Source organism: Mesorhizobium sp. B2-4-3, assembly GCF_006442815.1.
GTDB lineage: Bacteria > Pseudomonadota > Alphaproteobacteria > Rhizobiales > Rhizobiaceae > Mesorhizobium.
In genome coordinates, this window is the sequence record NZ_VFVL01000011.1 from 134864 (window position 1) to 146767 (window position 11904).

12 protein-coding genes are annotated in these 11904 nt (G+C 64.1%); 3 read left to right on the forward strand and 9 right to left on the reverse strand.

The annotated features are described in order from the left end of the window. Positions 1 to 23 precede the first annotated feature (23 nt). Positions 24 to 527, forward strand: coding sequence for a gluconokinase (locus FJ956_RS13770; protein WP_246672063.1), 504 nt, complete (start codon positions 24 to 26; stop codon positions 525 to 527). 16 nt (positions 528 to 543) lie between these two features. On the opposite strand, the gene FJ956_RS13775 is transcribed toward FJ956_RS13770, so the two are convergent. The 3 genes from FJ956_RS13775 to FJ956_RS13785 form a co-directional block, all read right to left on the reverse strand. Continuing rightward, positions 544 to 1689 (reverse strand): hypothetical protein, encoded by a 1146-nt coding sequence (locus FJ956_RS13775; protein WP_140677204.1) that lies wholly within the window; start codon positions 1687 to 1689, stop codon positions 544 to 546. A 163-nt stretch (positions 1690 to 1852) separates the two neighbouring features. Beyond that, entirely contained in the window at positions 1853 to 2302 is a 450-nt protein-coding gene (locus FJ956_RS13780) for an Rrf2 family transcriptional regulator (protein ID WP_040984137.1), read from the reverse strand. 251 nt (positions 2303 to 2553) lie between these two features. Beyond that, complete coding sequence (locus tag FJ956_RS13785; protein ID WP_140677206.1) at positions 2554 to 3540, reverse strand: sulfate ABC transporter substrate-binding protein; 987 nt, start codon at positions 3538 to 3540, stop codon at positions 2554 to 2556. 233 nt (positions 3541 to 3773) lie between these two features. Between FJ956_RS13785 and FJ956_RS13790 the strand changes: the two genes are divergently transcribed. Together FJ956_RS13790 and FJ956_RS13795 are read left to right on the forward strand one after the other, a co-directional pair. Continuing rightward, positions 3774 to 4046, forward strand: coding sequence for an antitoxin (locus FJ956_RS13790; protein ID WP_140677208.1), 273 nt, complete (start codon positions 3774 to 3776; stop codon positions 4044 to 4046). Further along, on the forward strand, positions 4046 to 4444 hold the full coding sequence (locus FJ956_RS13795) for a type II toxin-antitoxin system VapC family toxin (protein ID WP_140677210.1): 399 nt from the start codon (positions 4046 to 4048) through the stop codon (positions 4442 to 4444). Before FJ956_RS13790 ends, FJ956_RS13795 begins: the two co-directional genes overlap by 1 nt. Positions 4445 to 4586: 142 nt before the next feature. Here FJ956_RS13795 and FJ956_RS13800 read toward each other — a convergent pair whose 3' ends face one another. From FJ956_RS13800 to pbpC, 6 genes are all read right to left on the reverse strand, one after another. Further along, entirely contained in the window at positions 4587 to 5627 is a 1041-nt protein-coding gene (locus FJ956_RS13800; RefSeq protein WP_140677212.1) for a sulfate/molybdate ABC transporter ATP-binding protein, read from the reverse strand. A 72-nt stretch (positions 5628 to 5699) separates the two neighbouring features. After that, positions 5700 to 6584, reverse strand: a complete 885-nt coding sequence (gene cysW / locus FJ956_RS13805) for a sulfate ABC transporter permease subunit CysW (RefSeq protein ID WP_140677214.1) — start codon at positions 6582 to 6584, stop codon at positions 5700 to 5702. Then, a complete protein-coding gene (cysT, locus tag FJ956_RS13810; protein ID WP_140677216.1) occupies positions 6577 to 7428 on the reverse strand; it encodes a sulfate ABC transporter permease subunit CysT in 852 nt (283 codons plus the stop codon). The genes cysW and cysT overlap by 8 nt, the downstream gene beginning before the upstream one ends. Before the next feature lie 92 nt (positions 7429 to 7520). Further along, positions 7521 to 8549 (reverse strand): sulfate ABC transporter substrate-binding protein, encoded by a 1029-nt coding sequence (locus FJ956_RS13815; RefSeq protein ID WP_140677218.1) that lies wholly within the window; start codon positions 8547 to 8549, stop codon positions 7521 to 7523. Positions 8550 to 8752: 203 nt separating this feature from the next. Further along, positions 8753 to 9445 carry a M15 family metallopeptidase gene (locus FJ956_RS13820; RefSeq protein ID WP_181170194.1) on the reverse strand — a complete coding sequence of 231 codons (693 nt, stop codon included), beginning with the start codon at positions 9443 to 9445 and terminating at the stop codon, positions 8753 to 8755. Between the two features lie 253 nt (positions 9446 to 9698). Continuing rightward, positions 9699 to 11789 (reverse strand): penicillin-binding protein 1C, encoded by a 2091-nt coding sequence (gene pbpC, locus FJ956_RS13825; protein ID WP_246672238.1) that lies wholly within the window; start codon positions 11787 to 11789, stop codon positions 9699 to 9701. Positions 11790 to 11904: the final 115 nt, after the last annotated feature.

Consider the following 11904-nt stretch of genomic DNA (forward strand, 5'->3'; position numbering starts at 1 on the left):
GACCGCAGACCTTGGAGCTTCGCATGAACGATCTTCGGACGGCGCCGGCCATCGTCGTGATGGGTGTTGCTGGTTGCGGCAAGACGGCTGTCGGCGAGGCGCTCGCCAAGGCTCTCAGCGCCGACTTCATCGAAGGAGACAGGCTGCATCCGCCGGAGAACGTGGCGCGCATGGCGCGCGGCGAGCCGCTGACGGACGCGCTGCGCGAGGGCTGGCTCGACGCCATAGGCGAGCGTATCGCGGCGTCCGTCGCTGGCGGACGGACAGCCTTGGCGGCCTGCTCGGCGCTGAAACGCGCCTACCGCGACCGGCTGAGCCGCTTCTGTCCCGACACAGTCTTCCTCTATCTGAAGATCGACCGCGAGACCGCCTGGCACCGGGTCGCCAATCGCAAGGGCCATTTCATGCCCGCAAGCCTGGTCGACAGCCAGTTCGCCACGCTGGAAGAACCTGCCGCGGACGAACGGGCCGTGACGGTCGACGGAACGCGAAGTGTTGCCGAGATCCTGAAAGAGATCGTTGGTTGACGCGGTCTCGGGCGTTTCAGGCGCCGTCATTGCCAATCGCGGCCTCGGTTGGCCGCTCGGTCAGCCGCACGGCGCTCGACCAGGCCATCATCTGCTGCGGACAGAATTCGAGCGTTTCCAGCATATGGTCGCGCTTCGACAGGATGTATCCCGCCTGAACGACGAGGTTTTTCGCCGCGGTGTCCCTTGCCGGCGACGCCGCCGCTTGTGGCCCAGCGCTGAGCTCGCCGACGATCGCCCGATACTGGCGAAAGGGCACAGTCTCGATCGTCGCCATATGAAACAGCGCGGCACCGGCACGCGCGGCGAAGTTTGCAGGCGCCGAGGCGAGGTGGGTCCAGCCGCGCTCGCCCATAGCGGCCTCGGCGAAGGCGGAGCCGGCATAGACGGTGTTGGTCATCAGCACCACGCCGTTCGCTTTCAGCACTTTCTGGATGCGCGTGGTGACCTGATAGGCGTCGGTACGCTCAAAGACGATCCGGCTTTTCAGAAAGCGGTTCTCGACCTTGACCAGCGGCGGGTTGATCACGCGGAAGCCGAACTTGCTTGGCGACAAGCCGTGGTACTGGGCGCTTACCTGATGGCTATCGACGCCGGCCTCATGCAGCGCGCGCTTGCCCATGATCGTCTGCGCCGTGAACTGGTCGCACCAGATGATGGCGCCGCGCCCGTTGCGCAAGGCTTGTTGCAGAGCCTCGAGGCCTTCCAGCCGGATCGCCGGGGACCAGCGCCAGCTGGCGACGAGATGCGCCGCAAGCGTCAGCCGCCGGCGGTGAATGGCGGCGAGTTGGGCTTCGAACATGCTTTTCGTGTCGACGCCATCGCCGAGCACGGCCTTCACCGCCACGTCGTAACGGGCAAAGTCCTTGCGGAAGTGGCGCTTGCGCCTGAGCCTGGACACCCAGCCGCAGATCGGGCTCCACCATGAGACCGGCAGCACCGCCGCGACGCCGAGATAGAAGCAGGACAGCAGGCTCTCGCGCAGGTCCCGATTGGTGAAGCGGCGCAATTTTCCGGGGCGGACAACCTTGCGGCTGAAGAAGCGAACGGACTCGTCGCGTTCCGGCACCGGCACGTCGGCAATGATCTCGGTGTGATAGATGTCGTTCGACGATGGCTGCCGGCTGGCCCTGCGGGAATTGCCAAGCCAAGGCAGCCTCATGCGTCAGAGCCCTGTTTCATCCTCCCAGCCGCTTTACTGCGTCCGCGGTAGACTGGCAACCGAGGGCGACAAGTCGGGCCGGCGACTTGTCGTTGGGCGCAATTGCGGACGGAAGGCTGCGGCGAAAGGCGGAACCTGGCGGCTACCGCTTCCTCGAATTGCTTCAAATCTGGGAGGTGAGCTCCGCCGGAAAATCGTCGTTGTCGGCGTCGCGCATGGCGGCGAGGCTGCGGTTGTCGAGCACCTCGGCGATTGCCTGGCGCACTTCCAGCATCATATGGCGGACTTGGCAGGTGGCCTCGTCGCAATCCTCGCAACGCTGGTATTGCGTGCGGCTGGCGCAAGGGATCGGCGCCAGCGGGCCGTCGAGCACGCGCACGACATGGCCGATCTTGATCTCGGAAGCGGGGCGGGCGAGGCGGTAACCGCCTTCCTTGCCCTTGCGGCTCTGGACGAAACCGGCATTGCGTAATTCGCCCAGGATCGCATCCAGGAATTTCTTCGGGATGTTGTTGGCGACGGCGATGTCGTTGACGAATGCAAGCTGGCCAGCCGGCAGGCCGGAAAGATGCACGAGGGCCTTGAGGCCGTATTTGCCTTTTTTGGTCAGCATGCCCGATTCAGTTCATCAAACCCCAATGCGCCTGCATCTGGCGGTTGTTTGTGTGCAAATCATGACAGTTTGACCGCCTGATGCCGTCTGGCCCAATAATTCGCCCCGCAGCTTAGGCACAAACGCGTTGATTCTTCGTAACGTTTTTCACGTTGGGGGTTGGGATTTCCCCTGCGAACTCATGCAACCCCGCTTGCATGAAGAAAGCCGGCAAAGCCGGCTTCCTTGCTCTTTTTGATTGTGGAGCTTTTTCAGCGGCTGCCGTAGGCCTGATCGAGCAGCCCGCCGGCGGCGAAATGCTCCTTCTGTACTCTGTCCCAGCCGCCAAAGACTTCCTCAACAGTCAGTAGCCGGACGTCCGGGAAGTCGGCCTTGTGCTTGGCGGCCACAGAGGCGTCGCGAACCCGCAGGCCGTTCTCGGCGGCAATGTCCTGGCCTTCCGGCGTGTAGAGAAAGTCGAGATAGGACTTGGCGAGATCGCGGCTGCCATGCTCGTCGGCAACCGTGTCGACGATCGCTACCGGGAACTCGGCCAGCAGGCTGACCGAAGGCGTGACCTGCTCGAACTTGTCGTCGCCATACTCCTTGCGGATGCCGCGCGTCTCCGACTCGAAGGTGATCAGCACGTCGCCGATCTCGCGCTGGACGAAACTGGTGGTGGCGGCGCGGCCGCCGGTGTCGAAGATCGGCACGTTGTTGAAGAGCTTGGTGATGAACTCCTTCACCTTGGCGTCGTCGCCCTTGAAGGCTTCCTTGGCGTAGGCGGCGGCGGCGAGATAGGTGTAGCGCGCATTGCCCGACGTCTTCGGATTGGGGAAGATCACCTGCACGTCGTCACGCACCAGATCGTTCCAGTCCTTGATGTGCTTGGGATTGCCGGCGCGCACCAGGAAGGACGGCAGCGAATAGAAGGGCGAGGCGTTGTCCGGGAAATCTTTCTGCCAATCGGCTGAGACCAGTCCTTTCTTGACCAGGAAATCGACGTCGGTGACCTGGTTGAAGGTGACGACATCGGCACCAAGGCCTTCGGCGATCGCGCGCGCCTGCGCCGAGGTGCCGGCATGCGACTGATCGACGGTGACGCCGGGGTGCTTGGCGATGAAGGCCTTGTTGACGTCGACGAACAGCTCGCGGCCGACGTCATAGGACGCATTCAAAAGCTTGTCGGCCGACCAGGCTTGGGAGGACGCGAGGACGAGACCGGCAAAAGCTGCAATGCCGAGCAACAGACGCTTCATGAAAAAGGGCTCCGAGGAAAATATGGCATTGGCGATGATAGCCATGGCGCTGTTGCGCGGCGAGATACGCGCGCCGGCTAGACGGCATCGCGGTGAGAAAAGTCATCGCCAGAACAGTCAGTTGTTAGGATTTCTTTCCAGGAAGAGTCATCGCGGGGCGATATCCATAGGCAAAAAGATTGCGTTTTGGCGCCTTGGCATATACATATGGCATATACAAAAGGAATGCCGTGATGAGCCAACACCACAAGGCAACGACGCCGCCGAAGGAGGCAAAGCTGTTTCGCAACAACCGCAGCCAGGCGGTGCGGATTCCAGTCGAGTTCGAACTCCCCGGCGACAAGGTCCTGATCAGCCGCGAGGGCGACCGCCTTGTCATCGAGCCCATTCGTAGATCAGGTCTCACGGCGCTGCTCGCCCAGTGGGCGAAGGAAGCCCCGCTCGGTCCTGAGGATGACTTCCCTGAGATCAAGGATAGTCCCGTCAGACCCGAGGACATTTTTTGATGCGGTTCATGCTCGACACGAACATCATAAGCGACATGATCAGAAACCCGACCGGCAAGGCCGCGAATGCGATGGCGCGCGAGGGGGACGCTGCCGTGTGCACCAGCATCGTCGTCGCTTCGGAACTGCGGTATGGCTGCGCCAGGAAGGGATCGGCCAAGTTGCTCAAGAAGGTCGAGGAACTACTGGCCGAGATTCCGGTCCTGCCGCTCGATGTGCCGGCGGATGCCGAGTACGGCGCGCTGCGCGCCGAACTGGAAGGCAGGGGCGAGACCATCGGCCACAACGACCTCTTTATCGCTGCTCACGCCTGCGCGTCAGGCTCCACGCTGGTGACGGCAAACATGGCCGAGTTCAGCCGGATCAGCAAGCTGAAGGTCGAGAACTGGTTGGAGTAGCGCCAGGCGCCCGACTGGAGCCTTTGACCGTTTCACGGAAAACGGCGAACCGCTCCATCTCCCCGTTGGAAGCAATTCCGGAAGGAAGGCTAAGGCAAAGTCGCCGAGACTAACCGTTCACATCTTTCCTGGAATTCTTCTATCAAGCCGCCGGAAAAAGCTTCCAGCGTCGCGGCCTGAAAGCCACCCGGCTCTTCTGCGCCGCGGGATGGTCGACCGGCAGCTCGATCTCGACCCGCTGGCGCTGGCCGCCGATCTCGAGCTCGACGCGCCTGGTGCCAGCAACGCGGCGGCTGGCGGCAACCGTGCCGGCGATGCAGCCGCTGCAGCCGTCAAGCAGCTCGACGTCATGCGGACGGAAGTGGAGGACTGCCTCGCCGGACGGCGCGTGCGGCGCCTGCAGCCCGATCGGCCGGTCGGCGATCCAGATCTCGCCGTTCTCGACCTTGACCGGCAGCGAGCTTGACTCGCCGATGAAGGAATAGACGAAGGGCGAGTTCGGCGTGTCATAGATATCGTCGGCGGTGCCGACCTGCTCGATGCGGCCCTGGCTCATGACCACGACGCGGTCGGCGAGTTCCAGCGCCTCTTCCTGGTCATGCGTGACGAAGACGGTCGTGTGGCCGGTGCGGTCATGGATCTCGCGCAGCCAGCGGCGCAACTCACGGCGAACCTGCGCGTCGAGCGCGCCGAACGGTTCGTCGAGCAAAAGCACCTTGGGCTCGATCGCCATGGCGCGGGCCAAAGCCACGCGCTGGCGCTGGCCGCCGGAAAGCTGCGCCGGATAGCGCTTTTCCAAGCCCGACAGCTGGACGAGGTCGAGCAGTTCCAGCGCCCGGCGGCGGATCTCCTGCGCCGACGGCCTTGCGGCGCCGTGCCTGACCTTCAGGCCGAAGCCGATGTTGTCGGCAACCGTCATATGGCGGAACAGCGCGTAATGCTGGAAGACGAAGCCGACATTGCGCTCCTGGATCGACTTCTGCGAGGCGTCCTCGTCACCGAAGAAGATCGCGCCCTTGGTCGGCCGCTCCAGGCCGGCGATCAGGCGAAGCAGCGTCGTCTTGCCGGAGCCCGACGGCCCGAGCAGCGCGATGAGCTCGCCGGACCTGATGTCGAGCGAAACATCGTGGAGCGCCGGAAACCGCTCGAACTCCTTGCGCACGTTGACGACGCGAACTTCCATGCCAATCCCTCAGTTCGTTGATGCTGTCGTTGTTCCCAAAACCGCCGGGCACTCTTGGGCGACAGGTAGTGTTCAGTGCCCGCGCGTCGCGGCGAGCTCGGCGCCGTAGCGCATCTCGAGAAGCGTTTTCAAGACCAGCGTCACCAGCGCAAGGCCGGCAAGCAATGAGGCCACGGCAAAGGCCCCGACGGCGTTGTACTCGTTGTAGAGGATCTCGACATGCAGCGGCATGGTGTTGGTGAGGCCGCGTATGTGGCCCGACACCACCGAGACCGCGCCGAACTCGCCCATGGCGCGGGCATTGCACAGAAGCACGCCGTAGAGCAGTCCCCATTTGACGTTGGGCAGCGTCACATACCAGAAGGCCTGCCAGCCGCTGGCGCCCAGCGAAAGCGCCGCCTCTTCGTCGCCATTGCCCTGTTCCTGCATCAGCGGGATGAGCTCGCGGGCGACGAAGGGGAAGGTGACGAAGATGGTGGCCAGCACGATGCCGGGCACGGCGAAGAGGATGACGATGCCATGCGCTTTCAACCAGGTGCCGAGCAGCCCTTGCGCGCCGAAGAGCAGCACATAGACCAGGCCGGAGATGACCGGCGAGACCGAGAAGGGCAGGTCGATCAGCGTGGTCAGGAACGCCTTGCCCTTGAATTCGAACTTGGCGATGGCCCAGGCGGCGGAGATGCCGAAGACGACGTTGAGCGGCACCGAGATCGCCGCCACAAGCAATGTCAGGCGGATGGCGGAGCGCGTGTCCGGGCTGGAAAGGGCTTCCGTGTAAGCGCCGACGCCTTTGGCAAGCGCCTCATGGAAGACGACGATCAGCGGCAAAAGCAGGAAGATTGCGAGGAAGGCGAGGGCGATTGCCATCAGCACGGCCTTGACGGGCCGGCTTTCGGTCACCGCGGCCGACTGGCTCTCGTGATGCGGCTCGTAGGATTTGATCTCGGGATCAGCCATAGCGCTTGCGGCTCCATGTCTGGACGAGATTGACGACCAGAAGCATCAGGAAGGACAGCGCCAGCATGATGGCGGCGATCGCGGTCGCCGCCTCGTAATTGTATTCCTCGAGCCTGATCACGATCAGAAGCGGCGCGATCTCTGACTTGAAGGGCAGGTTGCCGGCGATGAAGATGACCGAGCCGTATTCGCCGACGCCGCGCGCGAAGGCGAGCGAGAAGCCGGTTATGATCGCCGGCGCCAGGCCTGGGAAAAGCACGCGGGTGATGATCTGGAAACGGCTGGCGCCGAGCGTGGCGGCTGCTTCCTCGACCTCCTTGTCGATCTCTTCCATGATCGGCTGGACCGTGCGCACGACGAAGGGCAGGCCGATGAACACCAGCGCGACGACGATACCGAGCGGCGTGTATGCGACCTTGATGCCGAGCGGCATCAGAAGCTGGCCGATCCAGCCGTTCGGCGCATAGAGCGTGGTGAGCGCGATGCCGGCGACGGCCGTGGGCAGGGCGAAGGGCAGGTCGACCATCGCGTCCGCGATGCGGCGTCCGGGAAAGCGGTAGCGGACCAGCACCCAGGCGACGACGGTGCCGAACACGACGTTGACGACAGCCGCCAGGAATGCGGTGCCAAAGCTTATCCTCAGCGCGTTGAGGGTGCGTCGGTCGATGGCGATCGCCCAGAAATCGGCCCAGCCGAGCGCTGCCGAACGCCAGACCAGCCCCGAAAGCGGGATGAGGATGATGAGCGTGAGGTAGGCAAGCGAGAAGCCGAGCGTCAATCCGAAACCCGGAATGACACTCGGCTGTCTGAATCGCCACCCCGCCTTGGCGGGTGCTGTGGTCATGCTGTTCTGGATCGTCCCTTCTATTCAAACCAGAATGGGTTTGCACAGTCGCATTCGGCCGGCATGCCCGCGAGGCTCGCCGGCCGTCCGGCTCACTGCGCCGGCTTGTAGATCTGGTCGAATATACCACCGTCGCCGAAATGGTAAGGCTGCGCTTTCTTCCAGCCGCCGAACTGCGGGTCGTCGATGGTGACCAGCTTGATTGCCGGCAGCTTGGCAAGGTCCTCGGCCGGCACCAGGTCGGGCTTGGCCGGGCGGTAGTGGTTCTTGGCGATGATGGTCTGGGCTTCCTTGGAATAGAGCCAGCCCAGATAGGCCTCGGCGACCTTGCGCGTGCCCTTGGCATCGACATTGGCGTCGACCACGGCGACCGGCGGCTCGGCCAGGATCGAGGTCGGCGGATAGACGATATCGAAATTGTCGGCGCCGAATTCGTCGAGCGCGAGATAGGCTTCGTTCTCCCAAGCGATCAGCACGTCGCCCAGGCCCTTCTGCGCGAAGGTCACCGTCGAGCCACGCGCGCCGGTATCGAGGACCGGGACGTTCGCATAAAGCTTGCCGACGAACTCTTTGGTCTTGGCTTCGTCGCTGCCGTCATTGGCGTTTGCATAGGCCCAGGCGGCAAGATAGTTCCAGCGTGCGCCTCCGGACGTCTTCGGGTTCGGCGTGATCACCTGGACGCCGTCCTTCACCAGATCGTTCCAGTCGTGGATGCCCTTGGGATTGCCCTTGCGCACGAGGAAGATGATGGTGGAGGTGTAGGGTGCCGAGTTGTTCTCGAACTTCGTGCGCCAGTCCGGGTTGATCTTCTTCGTCTTCGAGACGATGGCGTTGATGTCGCCTTCGAGCGCCAGCGTCACGACGTCGGCGTCGAGGCCATCGATCACCGCCCGCGCCTGCGCGCCGGATCCGCCATGCGACTGCTGGATGGTGACGGTTTCGCCGGTCTCAGCCTTCCAGTGCGCGGCAAACGCCTCGTCATAGGCTTTGTAGAGCTCACGTGTCGGGTCGTAGGACACGTTCAGAATGGTCGTGTCGGCGAACGCGAAACCGAGCGTGCCGAACTGGACAGACGTGGCGACCAGCGCGCCGAGCAGTTTCCTGAAATGAGGTTTGGTCATTCCTGCCTCCGTTGAACTGCTGCGAACTCTACCGAGTTTATAGAATTTAGATGCATTGAATGTTGCCTTTTTCGCCTCCTCGAAGCAATTTTTGGCCGAGCTTGGGTTGGTTGAGGAAATAACTTCCTCAGCCAGCGGCCCCATGGCTCTTCATCCGCCGGCCCTAATTAGAAGCGGTCAGGGTAATGACAACCCCGGGCGCCTCAATTGGCGGTCACCGGAAAATCGAAGCGCTGTTTTGGGAAAGGCTCTTTGGCCAGGGTGAAATGCCACCATTCGCGCGCATAGTTGCGAAAGCCGGCGGCGCGCATTGCGGTCAGCAGCGTCTTGCGGTTTGCGGCGGCTTCGGCGCCGATCAAGGCGCTGGCGGTTTCGCTCTTTGGGTCAAAGCAGTCGAAACCGGTGCCGAAGTCGAGCGTGCCGCCGTCCGGCGCGCCGCAGGCCGGGCGCGCCGAGCTCGTCGCTTCAAGCGTCGCGATGGCGAGGTCGACGGTAGAGCCGCGCGAATGGCTGGACAGTTCACCGACATAGCCATCGGCGATCAGATCGCCGCGCTGGACGGTCGGATACCATTGCGGATCCGGCGGGCCGCCTTCTTTTGTCCATTTGCCCATGTCGGCGACGGCGCGCGCCGGACGATAGCAGTCGAAGACGACCAGCGTCAGGCCCTTTTCGGTCATGGCCTTCTGGACGCTGGACAGCGCCTTCGCCGCCTGCGCGGTCAGGATGCAGGCCGGCACGTCATAGCCATCGACCTTGCGGTGCAGGAAGTTTTCAAGGCCGGCGTAGCGGATATCCTGGCGGATGGTTGGGTCGATATCGGTGAGCCTGACGAAGCCGGCGGGGAGGGGATCGTCCGCGGCTTGGGAGGAGGTCGTGGACAGGAGAGCCAGCATTGCGAGGAATGCAGCCGCTGACTGCGAACGTCGGCGCGAGGCACCCCCCTCTGGCCTGCCGGCCATCTCCCCCGCAAGGGGGGAGATTATTCGCTTCGCTGCCTTCGCTATCCTCCGACGTTGGAAAGATGGGCGCAGCGCCGAAGCTGCCAATCTCCCCCCTTGCGGGGGAGATGCCCGGCAGGGCAGAGGGGGGTGCCTCGCGCCGGACATATGATCAAGAACCGCAATCTCCTGAATCGCTTGCCGCATCCTATTCAACGAAAACCTTCACGCTGGCCGCTCGCCCCACAGCGTCGATCACGGTCAGCGTCGAATAGCCGGTGCCGTCCGGTTGCCAGGTCGCGGTGCGGCGGCGGTCGATGCCGGCGAGCGGCTTGCCGTTGGCGAGCCAGCGGAACGGCGCGCGGCCGCCTTGCAGTTTCAGCACCAGCGGCGTGGCATCGGCGGAATTCGTGCCGAGGTCGACGCGGGCGCCATTGGGCGGGAAGATGATGGTCGGCGCCGGCTCGGTGGCGGTGGCCTGCACCAGCCAGTCGGCACCGGCGCCGAAGCGGGCGAGCGTCACCGGCAATTCCTCGCGTTTGGGGTTGAAGACGCCCGGCGGCCGGCTGGGCAACGGCACGCCAGCAAGGCCGGAACGGACGAAGCCTTCGAACAGGATGGGTGCTGCCGAGACATAGCCCGACAGACCGGGGATCGGGCTGGCATCGGCGCGACCGACCCAAACACCGAGCACATAGCGGCCGTCGAAGCCGACGGACCAGGCATCGCGATAGCCGTAGGAGGTGCCGGTCTTGTAAGCGATGCCGCGCTGCATTGCGCCTTCCGGCGGCTTCACGCCGGACAGGATGTCGTTGATCTGCCAGGCTGCCTGGTCGTCGAGGATCGTTGCGGTGGTGCGCTCGGCATTGGCCGGCTCGGTGCCGTCATGCAGCGTATGCATCTTGCCGCCATTGGCGAGGCCCGTATAGAGCTGCACCAGGTCGCGCAAGGTCACGCCGACGCCGCCAAGACCGATCGCCAGGCCCGGCGCCTCGTTGACCGGCAGGATGGGGTTGACGCCGGCCTGGCGGAAGCGCGCGGTGAGCCGCGCGGGGCCGACCGCGTCGAGCACACGGATCGCCGGCACGTTGAGAGACAATTGCAGCGCCCGGCGGATCGAGACGTCGCCCTGGTAGCCCATGTCGAAATTCTTCGGACGGTAGCCGCCGAAATCGGCCGGGCTGTCCTCGATGATCATCTCCTGCGCCACCAGCCCCTGCTCGAAGGCCAGCCCATATATGAAGGGCTTCAGCGTCGAGCCGGGGGAGCGCACCACCTTGGTCATGTCGATCCAGCCGGAGCGGCTGGCGTCGAAGAAATTGGCCGAGCCGACCTCACCTAGGATGTCGCCGGTGCGCGCATCGGCCATGACCATGGCGACGGAAAGCTTCGGGCCGAGCTTCCTGGCGGCATCCCTTGCCACCTGTTCCAGCCCTTGCTGCACGCCTTTGCGGATGGTGAGCTGCAGCGGCTTGCCGGGCACGGCCTTGGGCAGCATGGCATAAGAGGCATGGGCGGCCAGCGCCGGCAGTTTTCTGCGCAGGCCGGATACGTCGTCGAGGGTAGCTCGCTGCGCTTCGCGCTCGCCGAGCAGGCCGGCCGAGACCATGCGGGTGAGCACGCGGTCGCGCGCGGCGTGCGCAATGTCGAGGTTGCGGTCGGGCCGGCGCCTTTCCGGCAATTGCGGCAGCGCCACGAGAAGGGCGGCTTCCGACACGGTGAGCCGCTTCGGCTCCTTGCCTAAATAAGCGAGCGATGCGGCGCGCACGCCTTCGAGATTGCCGCCATAGGGCGCCAGCGTCAGATAACGTTCGAGGATTTCCTGCTTGGACAGCCGCCGTTCGATCTGGATCGCGCGCAGCATCTGCTTGAGCTTGGAACCGAGGCTGCGGCTGTCGCGCGGCTCGATCAGCCGGGCAAGCTGCATCGACAAGGTCGAGCCGCCGGATACGATGTGGCCGCTGGTGACGAGTTGGCCGGCGGCGCGGCAAAGCGCCAGGAGATCGACGCCCCGATGGTCCCAGAAGCGCTTGTCCTCATAAGCCACCAGCATGTCGACGAATTGCCGGTCGACCTGGTCAAGGCGGGTTTCGAGCCGCCAGTAGCCGTCCGGCGTGGCGAAGGCGCGCAACAACTGGCTGTCGCGGTCCTGCACCTCGGTGGAGACCGTCAGCTTTGCCGGCAGCGGCGGCGGGAAGGCGCGGTCGAGCTCCCTGAGGGCGGCGATCGAAAGCGCGGCGAAGCTGGCTACGCAGAGTCCTGCGATTGCGGTTCGTTTGAGGAATTTTCTGGAGAGCATGGCGCCGCCCCTCATTGTCCTGCCCGTCCTTCGCAGCAGCGACGCTGCAGCTTCGGAGGGTGAACCGGCCCCTTCTCCCCGCGTAGAGACGGGGGGAAGGGAGATATCGGCGACC